This is a genomic window from Mesorhizobium sp. U510 (genome assembly GCF_059180695.1).
In genome coordinates, this window is the sequence record NZ_CP180532.1 from 4,297,888 (window position 1) to 4,314,067 (window position 16,180).

The following is a 16,180-nucleotide window of genomic DNA, read 5'->3' on the forward strand; positions in this document are numbered from 1 at the left end:
GGGAAGAGGCGGATGGCGTGATCACACCCGCCTCTGCCGATCTGGCTAGCAGGGGCGTGCGCAAGGCGGTGCCGGCATGAACCTGAAATCAGAAAAGAGAAGCCGGCTGCTTAGTGAGCAAGACCTCTTCCCATGCGAAGTCATCTTTGTATTTGGGTGGTCTCTGCGGATCGAACCAATTCTCGTCGGACTTGTCCTTTGGAAAATCGCCCATGTCTGCAATCGTGGCGCCGGAAAATTCGCACTTCTTGTAGGTATTACCGCCAAATATCATCTCGGCCATAGATACGATCTTCGTCCCAAGGAAGTGACACTCCATAAAATCGCCTGTGACGTCGATAGACCCGCCATAGACTGTCACTCCTATCAATCGGAAGTTTATCTCGGAGGCATTGGCCCGCTCAAGGTGCTTTCCGTAGACAGTGCCGCCTCTGTAACGAAGGAAACGGACGCCCTCAAACACTGTCCACTCAATCTTTCCTGTCGAATCTTCAAAAGTGAGTACGCGATCAGAGCTGCGGCCAGCCTTTACGCCAGCGGCCAATGCCGCCTTGGCTGCATCGAAATGAAAAGATCGGTGGGTGTTAGACCACTTTTCCTGAATGTAATCTGCGATCAAATTCATGGCCTCAATCGCAAAAAGTCCTTTCGGCGAGACCGCTACAGATCGGAGTATTGCGATGCCCGCAGAAACATGCGCGGGTTTGCTAGTTTCGGCGAGAAGTTCGGCTCCGCGCTGAAGCAGATCAGCAAGAGTTGACTCCTCGCTTGCTGCGATCTGTTGCGCCAATCGATCAAGCTGTTTGCGCTGAGCATCAACCTGCTGGGTCGCCAGCAACCCACGCCAAACGACGGTGCAAAAAGTGATCACACCGGCCCCTATGAGGCCGAGCTTGTAGATGATGTCGATGCGGTCGCCGATTGCAGCTGTGCTACCAGCGAACAGCGCTATCAAAGTTCCGATCGAGACACTGAAAAACACCAGTGCAGCAACTGTAATTGCGATCTGAAACCACAGATCGTCACGTCTCAACATCTCGTCGAATTTGTTCATGAAGCCCCTCTCCACAGCAACATAAGTATTTCGAACGACAATTGCCAAGGCCTCGGGCTTGTGGGGGCGCATGAGCGCTGACACTTCCATGCTTCGCGCTATGGCACGCCTGCGCAAGGCGCTGGAACGGCGCATGCGCATAGATGATCGCGCCGAGGAGCTTGCCGCGCGTGATAGCAGCCGGCCGATCCGATCCGGCACGCTGGCCGCCTATGACACGGCGGCGCTCGGCCGGAGGTTGCGGCCGATGCTGGAATATGACGGGCGCGGCTGGCGGGCGTTGGCCGAAGAGATCGGCGTGACCTCGCCGGACCTGTCGCGCGTCATGGCCGGACAGGACATCGCCACCGGCAAGGTGTTCGCGATCTGCGACTGGGCCGGGCTCGATGCCCGCGCCTTCTACCGCCCGCCGCTCGGCGCGCCGAAGCCGCGTAAGCGCGCAAGGCCTTCGGTGCGTGCGGTGTTTCACGGGAAGAGCACTGAAACAGGAGTTCGCTCATGAGCGACACCATGATTCCGATCCTGCGCCAGTTGCACGATGCCGACGGCGACCGCGCACGCGCCGATGTGCTGCTGCGCATGCCCGATTCCGTGGTGCTCAAATATCAGGAGCCGATCGATGCAGCGTGCCGGCGCACCGGCTTTCAGGCCGGCTCCGACTATGTGTCCCTGCGCGTCTCGGTCTGTCTCGCGGTGCGCGACGAGCAGGGCCGGCCGCCGCTGGGCCTCGCGGAAGCCGCCGATGCCTTTCGGCGCGGTCTCGCCGAATTCGCGGCAGGTGTGTCATGACCGCGCGCGTCGAAAACCAGATCGAGGGCCAACTGGCGCGCAAGCTGGCGCCCGTCGTGCGCGAAATGCTGCTGGCCGAGGTCGAGCGCATCGCGGCGGCAATTCCCGCGTCAAAGCCGAAATCGACCAGCAAGGCCGATGACGAGATCATGGAGGCCTGCCGCCAGGTGGCCGCAGCCGCCGACCGTCTGGCGCAGGCCAAGTACGGCGTCGGCGAGATCACCGCGCGTAAGTCGCTGGAGCGGGCGGCGACGGTGCTCGGCCGCGCCATGCGCAAACATGGGCGCATGCCATGAACGCCGCTGCCCGCTCCACCGATGCCGCCAAGCTGAAGGCGATAAGGGCCTCGCTCGACGCGATTGCCCCAGCGTACTGGACGCGCGCGCATGACGAGCATGGCGGACTGATCGAGGCGCGCGACGACATGGCGGGCGGCGGGCGATGCGTGCTGGCCCGCTTCAGCGACGCCACGGTCGAGGAGATCGAATTCGCCTGCAATGCGCCTGAATCGGTGCGCTTCCTGATCGATCTGCTGCGCCGGGCCTTTGACGAGATTCGGCTGCTGCGCGGCGATCCACCAGTCTCCAACGCCAAGGCCGAACCGCCGGCGGCGAGCGAGCCGAAGAACTATGCCGCCGAGTGCGCCATGAAATGCCAGGAGCCGGCTTTCATGGTGTTCCTCGAAGAGCGGCACGGGCTTGAACGCCCGCTGACTGCGGAGCGTGCCGCGCAAAAGGTGCGCTCGCTGCTCGGCGTCACCTCCCGAAAAGAACTCAACGACGGCGGACGAGCAGGCGACGCATGGAAAGACCTGCGCGCCAGTTTCGCCGCATGGCTGAAGGCGCAGAGATGAACCTGTTGAACTTCGAGGCGCCATTCGTCGCGCAGGCCGACTATCCGCCGCTGATTATGGACAGCTTCGCCGGCGGGGGCGGTGCTTCCACCGGCATAGAGATGGCGCTCGGCCGCTCGCCTGATATCGCCATCAATCACAACCCAGCGGCGCTGGCGCTGCACGAGGCGAACCATCCGCAGACGCTGCATTTGTCGGAGAATGTCTACAAGGTCGATCCACTCGACTATGTCGCGGGCAAGCATATCGGCCTCGCCTGGTTCTCTCCCGACTGCAAGCATTTCTCCAAGGCCAAGGGCGGCAAACCGGTCGAGCGCAACATTCGCGACCTGGCGTGGATCATCCCCGGCTGGGTCGAGCGCATTCAGGACAGCGGCGGCAGTATCGACGTCGTCATCCTGGAGAACGTGGAGGAGTTTCAGGACTGGGGGCCGCTCGTCGACACGGAACGCGGATTGATGCCGGATCCGGAAGCGCGCGGGCAGACGTTCCAGAAGTGGTGCAAGGCACTGCGCCGGCTCGGCGGCAAGATCGAGTACCGCGAATTGCGTGCCTGCGACTATGGCGCGCCGACCATCCGCAAGCGGCTGTTCGTCATCATCCGGTTCGACGGGCAAAAGATCGTCTGGCCGAAGCCGACGCATGGCAAGCCGGATGATCCCGACGTTATTGCCGGCCGCAAGGTGCCATGGCGCACCGCGGCTGAAATCATCGACTGGTCGTTGCCGTGCCCGTCGATCTTCGACACGACGGCGGAGATCATGGATAAGCTCGGGCTGCGCGCCGTGCGTCCGCTGGCCGACGCGACGATGAGCCGGGTAGCGCGCGGCGTCGATCGCTATGTGCTGAAGGCAAAGAAGCCTTTCCTGGTGAACCTGACGCATGGCGTGCGGTTGGAGACGGTCGAGGAACCGTTCAACACGATCACAGGTGCGCATCGCGGGGAAAAGGCTGTCGTCGCGCCGTCGGTAATTCGGTTCAATACCGGCGCCACAGGCCACGACGCACGCGAGCCGCTGGCCACAGTGACGGCCAACAGCTTCAAGAAACGGCCTGGTGGCGCCGCGCCGCTCGGTATCCTCGCTCCGGTGCTAAGGACAACGAACCTGAAGGTCGGTGGGACCGACTCGACAAATCTCGGTTCGGCCAGAGAAGCGGTCGTATTTGAGGACCATGAGGCCGGTTTGCTGAACATCAACCCTGAATGTCAGGCAGATGAAAACGGCGGCGATGACGATGGAAGCGGGCAAAATGTATTGGTTCATGGGCCGACTGTAGCGGGCGCCGCGACTCTGATCCAGATCGGGTACGGTGAACGCGAAGGACAAGCACCGCGTTCGCTCGATATTGAAGTTCCACTCGGAACCGCCGGCGGCGTCAAGCACGCCATGGCTGTTCCGACGCTGGTCGGGTGCGGCGGTCGGGCGGGACAGAGCCGAGCCCGCAGCGGCGATGAGCCGATGGCGACACAGACTGCCAAGGCCGACGTCTGCGTTGCGACCGCGTTCCTCGCCCAGAACAACTATCAGGAGCCCGGACACGACGCGCGCGAACCGCTTTCCACAATCGTCCAGAAGGGCAGCACGCAAAGCGTCGTGGCCGCCTCGCTGATAAGCATGAAGGGCAGTGACCGCCGCGACGGACCGGTGGGTGCGCCGCATCCTACTGTGACGGCTGGCGGCGGCAAGGGTGGCGGAACGGCGGTTGTTGCGCCGCACCTCATGACGATGCGCAACGCTGGCAAGCCGTTCAACGGTGCTGATGAACCGACGCATACGATTACGGCCGGTGGTGCAGGTATCAGCGTCGTCGCGCCGTTCATGCAGAAATATTACGGCACGGGGGACGGCGCGCGTGTCGATGACCCTTGCCATTCCGTGACGACGAAGGATCGCTTTGGTTTCGTCGAGGCAGAATGCGGCTGGCCGCCTTTCACCGAGGCGCAAGCCGCGCGAGCGCGCCAGGTCGCCGACTTTCTGCGCCAGCACGGCTTCTGGGATGAGCGCGAGTTCGTGACGGTCGATATCGGTGGCGACACTTATACGATGATCGACATCGGCATGCGCATGTTGACGCCGCGCGAACTGTTCTCGGCGCAGGGCTTCCCGCCCGACTATGTTATCGAATTCGAATTCAACGGCAAACCGTTGCCCAAGAGCGACCAGATCGCCTGCTGCGGCAACAGCGTATCGCCGCCAATGGCGGCAGCGCTGGTGGCGGCGAACTGCGGCCACCTGATGCGCTACCAGGAGGCGGCGGAGTGACTGGACCACGCCTTTCCATCATCCCGGCACGCGCCGCTACCGACAGATCGCTGAAGCCTCGCGACCTGCAGGTGCTTTGCGTGCTCGGGCGCCACACCGACGATCTCGGCTGGTGCCGGCGCAGTCAGGTGAAGATGTCCGACGAAATGGGCTGCGCTCGCTCGACGGTGTTCGAGGCGGTCGAGCGGCTGGTGAAGGCCGGTTATCTCGAAAAGCACGAGCAGGAAGAGATTTCCGGCCGCGACAGCGCGCACTGGTATCGCGTCATTCTCGATCCTGTGCATCCCAACCTGGCTCTGGTGAAAGAGGCTGACGAACAGGCTGATTCCACGGCGGAAATACCCTGTCGGCCAGTCGGCACCCCTGCCGGTATATCGGCACCCCCTGCCGGTCCAGAACCGGCACCCCCTGCCGGTCCAGGACCGGCACCTATTAACGACACTTCTCTAACGACCCCTGTTAACGTCGAGAGAGAGCGTGCGCGGGAATTTGAAAAACAGATCGAGCGCTGGCTGAAGAAAACGCATCCGGCCTGGCCGAGCTACATCAGCGACAGCGGTCCGAAAGCGCTGGCCGAGGCGCGCAAGCTGACCGACGAGGAGCGCGATGCCGCCGCCGACCGCATGGCCGATTACGTGGCCAGCGCCAAGGTGGGCGGGCGCACGGTGATTTGCACGTTCGCGGTGTATCTGTCCGAAAAGCGCTGGGAAAAGCTGCCAGCGAAGGCACAGGCGGCGGCGAGGGCCGACGACTATGCGCCGCCTTTCGGGCCGGTGTGGATGGCGTGGGTGATGGGGCATGTGCTGAAAGGCCCTTCCAATCCGGAGGCGACGGCTTTCGCCGAGCGCTGGCCGCAACTGTTCTTCCTGTTCGCCAATGCGCGCCAAGGTCGCGGCCATCGCTTCGGCGAGCGCTTCCATGCGCTCAAGAGCCGGATGGTGGCCGTACCGGTTGATACCTCGCAATGGGATGACTGGAAGGCACATTTCCAGCAGCAGGGATGGCCGTGGCTCCCGGATCCGGGACGCGTGGCTTACTTCCCGGCAGGCGGGCCGGCTGGATTGGCGGAATTCGAACAGGCGGTGCGAGGAAACAATGATGCGGGCGGACGTGAAGCGGCTGAGTGAGCGTGAACACGTCTGGGTGGATCGCTCGACGGGCGAGGTAATCAATGTCGACCGCGCCTGGCAGAAGAGCGACAAGCGAATCGCACTGTCACGCCGTGAGCAGGCGATGCTCGCCGCGGCTGGTCAGGACGGTCCGGAGGCGCGTTGGTACGTGCTGCGGGTCGAGGACCGCGCCGACATTGCTGTGGATAAGTTGCTTGGCGAGGCCAACGTCGAGCGCGTCATGCTGCACACGGAATGCGAGGCGAAGCGTCGCGGCAGGCGCAAACACCAGTCTTTGGAGCCTGTTCGGGTGCCATCCTTTCCGGGCTACATCTTCGTCAAAGTGGTGTCGTGTGCAGCAACATGGGCCGGCCTGCGGACGGTCTCAGGCGTGCTCGGTCCCATCGGTGGCTGTGATGGTCCAAGCCCTGTCAGCGAACAGGAAATTCTTAAATTCCAAGCACGTATCGAGAATGATCCTGAAGCCATAGCCGTTCTGACAAATGCGCTGAAGGCCGGTGACAAGGTGTCGATCGATAGCGGTCCGTTCGCCGGCTTCGAGGCTGTGGTGCTGATGCTGGGCGACAAGCACAAGGTGCACGTCGAGGTCGATATATTCGGTCGCAAGACGCCGATCGGCTTCGCTCTTGCGGAAGTCACCAAACTGGATTAGCGAGTCCGACCTAGGACGAGCTGAAAGAGTCGCACGCCGAACAGGTGGACCGCGCCATCAGCCCCAGGGGAAGCAACCCAGCTTCCCCGCGATGGATAAGATTCCAGACATCATGGCGAAGATTAAGACGATGGCTCCGGCCATTCGCTCGATCGACACACGAACGGTGAAGGTGGCACCCAAGGTCGCCGACGCCGAGCTGCAATCGGCTGAGTACAGGCAGTGGCGCAATGCTGTGTATCGCCGTGCCGGCTACCGATGCGAAGCGATAGACAATGGACGTCGCTGCACCAAGGCAGCACCGGCGCACCGCCTGTTCGCCGACCATATCGTCGAGCGTCGCGATGGTGGCGCTCTCCTCGACGCAGCCAACGGGCAATGCCTCTGCGGCTCGCACCACACCCGCAAGACCGTCGCGGCCAGAGCGGCACGCCTCTCATCACGATCAAGGGGGGGCGGGTCAAATCTCTAGACCGCCATGGGGCCTCCAACCGCATGGGGCTCATCTGGAGATTTTTTCTTTTGGCTCAGGATTTTGACCTGTTCGGCAACCCGTTCGACTTTGCCCCACGAAAGGCAGGGCGGCCGGAGCATGAGCCGACAGAAGAAAACATCATAAATATCATGGTGTTGCTGGCATCTGGCATGACCAATCGGGAAGTTGCGAAGACGCTCGGGATTTCCGTGCCGACTTTGCGCAAGCATTATTTGCACCTGACGCGGAACAGGGACGTTCTGCTGTCCAGGCTCCGGACGAAGCTGCGCACCGCTCAAATCCAGCAGGGCCTTGCAGGCAATGCCGCTGCACTCTCGGCTTCTCTCCGAATGCTCGATTCCGTCAGCGCCGAACGCGTGTCGCGCGACCTTCAAGGCAAGGCGGCAAATCAGCCTGCCGCTCGCGGCTACGTCTCGAAGAAGGATCAGCGGCTGGAAAGCGCCCAAGCCATCGGCGGAAAGTATGCCGTGCCCGCCGCACCTCGGCTTGTGGCCAGCAATGGGCAGGCCGTAGCGGTCGACGACGGCGAGTAATCTCATGCCGCGGTTCAGTACAGCGTGTCTCGACTGGGAAAGCCGCATCGTCAACCGCGAAAGCCTGATCCCATTTGCCCCGCTGTTTCCGACCGAGGCCGAAGCGGCGCTCGATGTCTTCAAGTCGCTGCAGATTACGGACCTGCCGCAAGTCTACGACCGCAAGCTGGGCCGCCACCGGCACCCGACATTCGGCGAATCCTGCGAACAGTATGTGTTCGATTTCGTCTCCGCGATCTTCGGCGCCTATGACGAGGAATTTGCCAAGCGCGTGATCGAAGAGTTCTTTCTGCTGATCAGCAAGAAGAACATCAAGTCGACGCTCGCGGCTGGGATCATGCTGACGGCCCTGATCAGGAACTGGCGCCATAATCAGGAGCTGTTGATCCTCGCGCCTACTCAAGAGGTCGCCGGCAATTCCTTCAACCCCGCCGCGTCGATGGTCGCGGCGGACCCCGATCTGACGATCCTGCTGCACGTCAACAAGAACACCAAGGAAATCACCCACACGCTGACCAAGGCGGTGCTGAAAATCGTCAGCGCCGATTCCAACACTGCCGCGGGAAAGAAGGCGGCGTTCGTCCTGATCGAAGAATTGTGGCTGTTCGGGAAGAAGGCCAATGCGGCGGCCATGCTGCAGGAGGCCACCGGCGGCCTGATCTCGCGGCCGGAAGGTTTCGTGATCTACATCACGACGCAGTCGGATGAGCCGCCGGCGGGCGTGTTCAAGGAAAAGCTCGACTATTTCCGCGATGTTCGCGACGGCAAGATTGACGATCCGACCAGCCTCGGCGTTCTCTACGAATTCCCCGATCCCATGATCGACAGCGAGGCTTATCTCGACCCGGCAAACTGGTACGTCACCAATCCGAACATGGGCCGTTCGGTCCGCAAGGATTGGCTTGAGCGCAAGCTGCTAAAGATCCAGAGCGGCGAAGATGAGGAAGGCGACACCTGGCAGACCTTCCTCGCCAAGCATCTCAATGTCGAGATCGGCATGCGCCAGCGCGGCAATCGCTGGCCTGGGGCGAATTACTGGGAGCGTGCAGCAGATCCGGAGCTCGCCGTCCTGGACCACTTTGCAGCACTGGATCGGTTTTTGGAGCGTTCCGAGGTTGTTGTGGTCGGTGTCGACGGCGGCGGCCTCGACGATCTCTTCGGCCTGACGCTGGTCGGCCGCGAACCTGACGAGATCGAAATCCCTGTGATGGTCAACGGCAGGGAGTCGCTGGTGAAGATGAAGCGCTGGCTGACCTGGTCGCATGCCTGGTGTCATCGTGACGTTCTGAAGCGGCGCAAGAAGATCGCGCCCGTCCTCACCGACTTCGACAAGGCCGGACATCTGACGATCGTCGATGCCGCCCTCGAGGATTTGGCGTCGATCGTCGACATCATCGGTACCGTCAAAGCTTCGGGCCTGCTGTCATCCGTGGCAGTCGATCCGGCCGGCCTCGGCGAGTTCGTCGATGCCTTGGCCTCGCCCGAGATCGACATCACTCAGGAAAACGGCCTGCTGGTCGGCGTGCCGCAGGGTTTTGCCCTGATGAACGCCATCAAGACGGCTGAACGGCGCCTGTCGAATGGCATGCTGCGTCACGCCGGCGGCCCGTTGATGCCGTGGTGTGTCGCCAACCTCAAGATCGAGCCGACCGCCACCGCCATCCGTGCCACCAAACAGACCGCCGGCGACGCCAAGATCGACCCGGCAATGGCGCTCTTCGATGCGGTGACGATGATGGTGAAGAATCCGGAAGCGCCAATAGCATCGGTCTATGCCGAGCGCGGAATCAGGGTCGTTTGACGATGGGATTGATTGATCGGCTGCTTGGACGGAACGCCGCGCCGGTCGCGATGCCGGTGCATGTCGAGCCGACGATGGGCGAGCCGCGTGCATCAGCAATTCAGTCGGCCGGCGCCGGTCAATTGATCATAACGCCGGAGGATCTGGAGCGCGCGATTCGCGCCGGCGATATGTCGACCTCGGGGCAGTCTGTCACGCCCGATCGCGCGCTGCGCGTGGCGTCCGTTTTTGCCTGTGTCCGTATCCTGTCTGGACCGCCCGCGACAATGCCGCTCGACCTGAAGCGCCGCATCAGTGCCAAGGTCAGGGAAGATGCCGACGATCACCAGCTCTCGCGTGTCTTGAAGCGCCGCCCGAACCGCTGGCAGACGCCCAGCCAGTTCAAGCGGATGATGCAGGCACACAAACTGCTTCGCGGTCATGGCGTGGCGCAGATTGTTCGCTCGCTCGGCCAGGTGGTCGCTCTGATCCCCCTTCATCCGGATCGTGTCGAGGTGCGTCAACGCAACGACATGGCCCTGGAGTTCGTCTACCGCAAGCCGGGCGGCGGAGAAGTTGTCTTCCAGCACCGTGACATCTTCTACCTGATCGGCCTGACGCTCGACGGAATCCACGGCGTCACGCCGTTGACCTATGCGCGTGAAACGATCGGCACCGCGCTGTCGCAGGAGCAGTATTCCGGTTCAGCTGCCCGCAATGGCAATCGGGCCAGCGGCGCGTTCAAGATGCCGCCCGGCAAATCGCTGTCGGATCCTGCCTATCAGCGGCTGAAAGCCTCACTTGAAGCCTATCGCAGCGGCGGCGACAGCGAAGGCACGACAATGCTCCTCGAAGAGGGGCTTGAATACCAGCAGATCGCCCTCAGCGCTGTCGACGCCCAGTGGATTGAAAGCCGGAAATTCTCGCGCAGCGAAATCGCCATGTTTTACGGTGTGCCACCGCACATGATCGGCGACATCGAAAAGCAGACGAGCTTCGGCACCGGGCTTGAGCAGCAGACGCAGGGCTTTGTCACTTTCTCCCTCGAGGATGAGCTGACACCTTGGGAAGAAACCATCAATCGCATCCTCGACGACGACAATGAGCCGGCGCTCTACGCGCGCTTCAACCGATCTGCGCTCGTTCGCGGCGATCTGAAGGCGCGCAAGGAATACTACCAGGCCGCGTTGCAGTGGGGCTGGCTCAATCCTGACGAGGTTCGCGGCCTCGAAGACATCAATCCGCGTTCCGATGGCAATGGCGAGCGCTTTTACGACCCGCCGAATACCGCCGGAAATTCCTCCAATCAACCGGAGCCGAACCCATGAGCTTGCGCCAACTGCCCGAGGCGAAGAGCATCAAGCGCCCGCAGAACTTCCAGTGGGATGCGCCCTCCGACGTGCTGGCCAAATGGAGCGAGCAGCCGCTCGCGGCCGACAACCAGGATGCGAACACGATCACCGTCTTCGACGTGATCGGCGAGGATTTCTGGAGCGGCGGAGGTTTTACCGCCAAGCGCATGGCCAATGCCCTGCGCTCGATCGGCACGAACGACATCGTGGTCAAGATCAATTCGCCTGGCGGTGACATGTTCGAAGGCATCGCCATCTACAACCTTTTGCGCGAACACAAGGCCAAGGTGTCTGTGCAGGTCATGGGCTGGGCCGCTTCCGCCGCGTCGATCATTGCCATGGCCGGCGATGAGATCAGCATGGGTCTTGGGACTTTCATGATGGTCCACAACGCCTGGGGCATGGTTGTCGGAAACCGGCACGATATGCGCGATGCGGCGACGCTCTTTGACGGTTTCGATTCCGCCATCGCCGATATCTATCAGGCCCGCACCGGTCTCGCCCGTGCAGACATCGAAAAACTCATGGATGCCGAGACTTTCATGGGTCCGACCGACGCCGTCGCCAAGGGCTTCGCCGACAAGGTTGACAACGACCTGGTCGCTGAACCCGCGTCGACCAAGAACGCGGCGGACAACCAGATACTGGCGCGCCGCCGCACCGAAGCAGCCCTTGCCAAAGCGGGAATACCCCGCGGCGAGCGTACCTCAATGATCAATTCCCTGTCGGGCCAGCGCGATGCAACCCGACCAGCCCCGCGAGATGCAGGCTTCGACCCACTGGCCGTCCAACGGCTGATCCAAACCATCAAATCCTGAGAAGGAATCCTGTCATGAACGTGAATCGCACCCTCTTTTGGGGCGCGGCGCTTGCCGTTGCCTGCCTCTGCGCCGTCGTCGCGCTGAGCCCCGACATGCTCTCGCATTTTTCCGGCCATGCGCTCGACCACGGCTATGGTCTGGCGATGACCTGCGCGCCGGCGCTGAACAAACGCGCTCGCGGCCTTGTCGGCGTCCGTCTCGATGCCAGCGATGCCACCAAGATCCTGGCCGAACTGCAGAAAACCTTCGAATCCTTCAAGGCGGAGAATGAAGCCGAGTTGAAGGCGCTGAAAAAGGACGTCGTGCAGACGGAAAAGGTCGACAAGATCAATGCCGAGATCACCAAGCTGACGACTGCCCTGGCCGAAATCGACCAGACGATCGCGGCGCTGAAACTCGGCGGCGGCTCGGCTGCGACGGATCCGACCAACGGTGAGCATGCCAAGGCCTTCAACCGCTATTTCCGCAAGGGCGATGCCGGCAATCTTGGCGAACTGCAGGTCAAGGCGGCGCTCACCACCCAGTCGGATCCGGACGGCGGCTATCTCGTGCCGACCGAGACCGAAAAGACCATCGATCGCATCATGGGCGTCACGTCCACGATGCGCCAGCTCGCAACCATCCTTCCCATCGGCACCAGCGAATACAAGAAGCTGGTGAACATGGGTGGTGCCGGTTCCGGCTGGGTCGGCGAGGAAGAGGCCCGTCCGCAGACCGGCACGCCGACCTTGCGCGAGCTGATCTTCACGGTGATGGAACTCTACGCCAATCCCGCCACGACCCGCACCATGCTCGATGACGGGATCATCGACATCGGCGCGTGGCTTGCCGACGAGGTCAACATCACCTTCGCCGAGCAAGAGGGGGCGGCCTTCGTCACGGGTAACGGCCTCAAGCGTCCGCGCGGCATCCTTGCCTATCCTACTGTCGCCAACGCCAACTATTCGTGGGGCAATGTCGGCTATGTGGTGACCGGTGCCGCCAGCGATTTCCTGGCGCCGACCAGCACTGTTAGCCCGGCCGATGCCTTGCTCGACCTGCTCTATGGCCTGAAGCAGGGGTATCGGAACAATGCAAGTTACTTGTCGACCGATGCCACCATGGCCAAGATCCGCAAGTTCAAGGACGGCCAGGGCAACTACATCTGGGCGCCGCCGTCGGCCAACGAAAAGGTGCCGACGATCTTCGGCAAGCCTGCCTACACCGACGACAATATGAACGAGATCGGCACCAACACCTTCCCGGTAGCGGTCGGCGATTTCAAGCGTGCCTATCTGATCGTCGATCGCCAGGGCGTCCGCGTCCTGCGCGATGAGCTGACCAACAAACCTTACGTGCACTTCTACACCACCAAGCGCGTTGGCGGCGGCATCTCGAACTTCGAGGCGATCAAGCTGCTGAAGTGCAGCACCTGATCTGGCTGAGAGCCTGACGGTATCCGTGCGCCGCCCTGGCGGCGCACGTCACCCTTCCCATCATTCCAGAAGAGGATTCAGTCCGATGAAGGACCTTCACTCCAAACTCTCGATTATCAACGCATTCGGTCCTGCCGTCCTGGCTGCCGACAATACCCCTGCGGCCATCGATCTCCAGGGGTTCAATGCCGCTGAAATCGAACTCGCCATCGGTGTTGGCGGCATCACCTTCGACGCCACCAACAAGATCGAGGTCAAGGTCACGCATTCCGATGACAATGCCAGCTATGTGCCGGTGACGGATGCGGACATGCTCGGAATTTCCGGCATTTCTGGCGGCATCATCAAGTCGCTTGTCGCTGCCCACGCTGCCGTTGAAACCTGCCGCTATGGCTACAAGGGCGGCAAGCGCTACCTGAAGATCCTGGCCGACTTCAGCGGCACTCACGGCACTGGTACGCCGCTCTATGCTTCGGTCATCAAGAGCCGCGGCTACAACAATCCCCAGCCGAACGCCGCCTGATCACTGAAACCCGAACGCCCTGAGGCCGCCAGAATGGCGGTCTCATCGCCATGGAGACAATCATGAAAGCCATTGTGATAAAATCATTCATCGGCCGGCGTGACGATCGCGCCGAATCCGAGACCTTTGCCGTCGGTTCCGAGATCGATGGTGAACTCGCGGAATCCGCCGTCAACCAGAAGAATGCGGAATTCGCGGGCAAGAAGCAGGGTGGAAAGGGCAGAAAGTCCGATCTGTCGAAGCTCTCGCGCCCCGACCTTGAAAAGCTCGCGGCAGAACAGGAAATCGACGTTCCGGAGGCCGCAACGGACGCTGATATCGTCGCCCTGCTCGAAGCCGGCAAATAGGTACCTGCTTCATGCGCTCCTTCCTGACTGTCACCACTGCAGCGACGTCGCTGGCCCTGCTTACGCCTGAGGAAATGCGGGTGGCGGCAGGTTTGGCGTCGACAGATGGCAGTCAGGATGCCGTCCTGTCGCCATTGGGTCTGCGCATCGCAGCCTCGATCATGGCGGAATGCAAAATCGCTTTCGCATCCGGCGGCGAGCCGACCTTGCTCAAGGAAACGCTGTCGGAAACGTTCTATGGCGTTCGCGCCGACAGTCTGGTCTTGGGGCGCCGGCACAATGTAACGATTGCCAGTGTGAACGATCGCTCGACCACGCTTGATCCGGCAGATTATGTCGTCGATCCAGAGGCGGGCATACTGACCAGGCTGTCGAACGACTGCCCTGTCCGCTGGTGCTCGACGAAGCTTGTTGTCGTCTACAATGCAGGCTTCACGGATGTTCCGGGCGACCTCAAGCAGGCTGCGCTCGATTTCTTCCGTTACGCATGGCTCGAAGGCAAGCGCGATCCTGCCCTTAAGTCCGAGGTGATCGACACCCCGGATGTCGAGCGCACCGAACGGGCCTGGTGGGTCGGATCGGTACCGGGACAGTCATTCGAAGGCGCTGTGCCCGACATTGTCGCCGGGCAGTTGAAGCGCTTCCGCAATTTCACCATCAGGTAAGACTGTGGTCGACCAATCCGACACCCCGGCTGGCATGATCGCGAGGCTTGACGACAAACTTCTTTGCCGCGGCGAGGACTGCACCCTCCGCCGCAAGGAAGGCTCGCCCTTGACCGACAAGGACGTCACTGTGCGTGCTTCGGTTCGGGGCCTTCGCGCCGCCGAGATCGTCGGCACGGCGACGCAGGCCTATTCCAAGGCAGTCATCTCGCTGACCCAGGTTCTGGCCGCGGGCTGGCCGGCCGGCCACACCGTCACGCCTGGCGCCGTCGATCCGCGCATTCCGCGCGTCAATGACTTCCTTGTCGTCAAGGGGAAGCCGCGGCAGATCATGTTCGCCGACCCGATCGCCGTCAGTGGCGTCGTGGTGCGTGTCAATCTCACGGTGGCCGGCTGATGGCGACCGGCTTCGAATTCTTCGAACGCGATCTGCGTGTCGCCACGGCGGGCCTCGAACCGGATGAGATAAACCGCCAGGTCGCGGCCTTCGCCAAGGCAGAAGTCGCCCGCGTCATCGCCGAGGGCCTCGCCACGCCGAATTACACGCGCATCGTCAACGGCGTCGCCGATGCCGCCGAGGAAAGCTACCGGGCACCGGGCGCGATCGTCTACGAATTCACCAACTGGGACCTCGTGATCAAGGCGGCTTTGGAAGAGCTGCAGAAGCGCTCGCCGCGCAAGTCCGGCCGGTTCGCCTCGTCGTTCATCGTCATTGTTGGCGGGCGCACCGTCGTCACCGATTTCACCAGGATCCGGCCTGATGCCGAGATCATCATCACCAATTTCCAGCCCTATGTCCGCAAGGCTGAAGTCGGCATGCTGGGCGTGGCGGAACGCGTCCTGTTCGCCGGCACTGCGCGGGCAATGGCCAATCGTTTTCGCGGCGCCTTCACCTTCACGTCGAAGTTTCTCGACGTGCCGGCCGGCATCCATTCCGGAATGCCATACCGGCTGAAGGGGCGCGGCAGCCATGACCGCATCAGCCGCAAATCTGGCGTGTTGAGCTATCCCTCCATCATCATCAACCCGGTGAACTGATGTCCAGCCCCGAAGCCTTCGACGCGTTCAAGGGTGTGCTCGACGACTACGCCGCCGGCGATGGCGCCTTGCCGGTCCGCTATGAAAATGAATTCGTGCAGGACCTGCTCGACGCCAATACGCCGGCATGGCTCTACGTCGAGGTCTACGGCGATACCTACAATCAGGACACTATGGGCGCGCCCGGGGCCAATGCGTGGGAAGAGCGCGGCGTCACCTATCTGCATGTCATGACGCCGAGCGGCAGCGGAAGCAGGGCAGGGCGCGTCCATGCCAACCAGTTGCTCTATCTCTTCCGCGAGAAGCCGATCGGCAACCTGTTCATGCCGGAAATGTCGATCGGCGAAGGCTCTCCCGGGCAGCACTTCCCGAACTATTATTCCACCGCGGGAACCATCTTCTGGACCCGCCGTGACATCACGTCGACCCCGACGACCTAACCCCGGCCTCGACCGGTCTTTCTGAAAA

Annotated in this window: 20 protein-coding genes; 19 read left to right on the forward strand and 1 reads right to left on the reverse strand. The window is 62.0% G+C overall.

Features of this window, described 5'->3' with window-relative positions; translation table 11 throughout:
* Nucleotides 1-88: 88 nt before the first annotated feature.
* Nucleotides 89-1,054, reverse strand: a complete 966-nt coding sequence (locus ACLGL5_RS22510; protein WP_141700926.1) for a hypothetical protein — start codon at nucleotides 1,052-1,054, stop codon at nucleotides 89-91.
* A 70-nt stretch (nucleotides 1,055-1,124) separates the two neighbouring features.
* On the opposite strand from ACLGL5_RS22510, the gene ACLGL5_RS22515 reads away from it, so the two are divergent.
* From ACLGL5_RS22515 to ACLGL5_RS22605, 19 genes are all read left to right on the forward strand, one after another.
* Nucleotides 1,125-1,556 carry a hypothetical protein gene (locus tag ACLGL5_RS22515; RefSeq protein ID WP_141700927.1) on the forward strand — a complete coding sequence of 144 codons (432 nt, stop codon included), beginning with the start codon at nucleotides 1,125-1,127 and terminating at the stop codon, nucleotides 1,554-1,556.
* Nucleotides 1,553-1,843, forward strand: coding sequence for a hypothetical protein (locus ACLGL5_RS22520; protein ID WP_069092069.1), 291 nt, complete (start codon nucleotides 1,553-1,555; stop codon nucleotides 1,841-1,843). The genes ACLGL5_RS22515 and ACLGL5_RS22520 overlap by 4 nt, the downstream gene beginning before the upstream one ends.
* Nucleotides 1,840-2,139 (forward strand): hypothetical protein, encoded by a 300-nt coding sequence (locus ACLGL5_RS22525; protein ID WP_069092070.1) that lies wholly within the window; start codon nucleotides 1,840-1,842, stop codon nucleotides 2,137-2,139. Before ACLGL5_RS22520 ends, ACLGL5_RS22525 begins: the two co-directional genes overlap by 4 nt.
* The gene (locus tag ACLGL5_RS22530) at nucleotides 2,136-2,696 is read left to right on the forward strand and encodes a hypothetical protein (protein WP_069092071.1); all 561 of its coding nucleotides are present in this window, start codon (nucleotides 2,136-2,138) and stop codon (nucleotides 2,694-2,696) included. Before ACLGL5_RS22525 ends, ACLGL5_RS22530 begins: the two co-directional genes overlap by 4 nt.
* Nucleotides 2,693-4,960, forward strand: coding sequence for a DNA cytosine methyltransferase (locus ACLGL5_RS22535; protein ID WP_245307265.1), 2,268 nt, complete (start codon nucleotides 2,693-2,695; stop codon nucleotides 4,958-4,960). The genes ACLGL5_RS22530 and ACLGL5_RS22535 overlap by 4 nt, the downstream gene beginning before the upstream one ends.
* An 80-nt stretch (nucleotides 4,961-5,040) precedes the next feature.
* Entirely contained in the window at nucleotides 5,041-6,087 is a 1,047-nt protein-coding gene (locus tag ACLGL5_RS22540; protein ID WP_245307133.1) for a helix-turn-helix domain-containing protein, read from the forward strand.
* Nucleotides 6,059-6,742: a transcription termination/antitermination protein NusG gene (gene nusG, locus ACLGL5_RS22545; protein ID WP_044551723.1), complete on the forward strand. Its 684-nt coding sequence runs from the start codon at nucleotides 6,059-6,061 to the stop codon at nucleotides 6,740-6,742. The genes ACLGL5_RS22540 and nusG overlap by 29 nt, the downstream gene beginning before the upstream one ends.
* 112 nt (nucleotides 6,743-6,854) lie before the next feature.
* Complete coding sequence (locus ACLGL5_RS22550; RefSeq protein ID WP_048894845.1) at nucleotides 6,855-7,214, forward strand: HNH endonuclease signature motif containing protein; 360 nt, start codon at nucleotides 6,855-6,857, stop codon at nucleotides 7,212-7,214.
* A gap of 23 nt (nucleotides 7,215-7,237) precedes the next feature.
* A complete protein-coding gene (locus tag ACLGL5_RS22555; protein WP_069092073.1) occupies nucleotides 7,238-7,771 on the forward strand; it encodes a helix-turn-helix domain-containing protein in 534 nt (177 codons plus the stop codon).
* A gap of 4 nt (nucleotides 7,772-7,775) precedes the next feature.
* A complete protein-coding gene (locus ACLGL5_RS22560) occupies nucleotides 7,776-9,572 on the forward strand; it encodes a terminase large subunit (RefSeq protein ID WP_494372768.1) in 1,797 nt (598 codons plus the stop codon).
* A 2-nt stretch (nucleotides 9,573-9,574) separates the two neighbouring features.
* Entirely contained in the window at nucleotides 9,575-10,879 is a 1,305-nt protein-coding gene (locus tag ACLGL5_RS22565) for a phage portal protein (RefSeq protein WP_245307134.1), read from the forward strand.
* Nucleotides 10,876-11,721: a head maturation protease, ClpP-related gene (locus ACLGL5_RS22570; RefSeq protein ID WP_010915686.1), complete on the forward strand. Its 846-nt coding sequence runs from the start codon at nucleotides 10,876-10,878 to the stop codon at nucleotides 11,719-11,721. The genes ACLGL5_RS22565 and ACLGL5_RS22570 overlap by 4 nt, the downstream gene beginning before the upstream one ends.
* Before the next feature lie 14 nt (nucleotides 11,722-11,735).
* Nucleotides 11,736-13,139 (forward strand): phage major capsid protein, encoded by a 1,404-nt coding sequence (locus ACLGL5_RS22575; protein WP_171903285.1) that lies wholly within the window; start codon nucleotides 11,736-11,738, stop codon nucleotides 13,137-13,139.
* An 85-nt stretch (nucleotides 13,140-13,224) separates the two neighbouring features.
* Nucleotides 13,225-13,662, forward strand: coding sequence for a hypothetical protein (locus ACLGL5_RS22580; protein ID WP_044550303.1), 438 nt, complete (start codon nucleotides 13,225-13,227; stop codon nucleotides 13,660-13,662).
* A 62-nt stretch (nucleotides 13,663-13,724) separates the two neighbouring features.
* Nucleotides 13,725-14,009: a hypothetical protein gene (locus ACLGL5_RS22585; RefSeq protein WP_069092075.1), complete on the forward strand. Its 285-nt coding sequence runs from the start codon at nucleotides 13,725-13,727 to the stop codon at nucleotides 14,007-14,009.
* An 11-nt stretch (nucleotides 14,010-14,020) separates the two neighbouring features.
* A complete protein-coding gene (locus tag ACLGL5_RS22590; RefSeq protein ID WP_069092076.1) occupies nucleotides 14,021-14,674 on the forward strand; it encodes a hypothetical protein in 654 nt (217 codons plus the stop codon).
* A 109-nt stretch (nucleotides 14,675-14,783) separates the two neighbouring features.
* A complete protein-coding gene (locus tag ACLGL5_RS22595) occupies nucleotides 14,784-15,071 on the forward strand; it encodes a hypothetical protein (RefSeq protein WP_141700928.1) in 288 nt (95 codons plus the stop codon).
* The gene (locus ACLGL5_RS22600) at nucleotides 15,071-15,712 is read left to right on the forward strand and encodes a hypothetical protein (RefSeq protein ID WP_069092078.1); all 642 of its coding nucleotides are present in this window, start codon (nucleotides 15,071-15,073) and stop codon (nucleotides 15,710-15,712) included. The genes ACLGL5_RS22595 and ACLGL5_RS22600 overlap by 1 nt, the downstream gene beginning before the upstream one ends.
* Complete coding sequence (locus ACLGL5_RS22605) at nucleotides 15,712-16,152, forward strand: hypothetical protein (RefSeq protein ID WP_069092079.1); 441 nt, start codon at nucleotides 15,712-15,714, stop codon at nucleotides 16,150-16,152. The genes ACLGL5_RS22600 and ACLGL5_RS22605 overlap by 1 nt, the downstream gene beginning before the upstream one ends.
* Nucleotides 16,153-16,180: the final 28 nt, after the last annotated feature.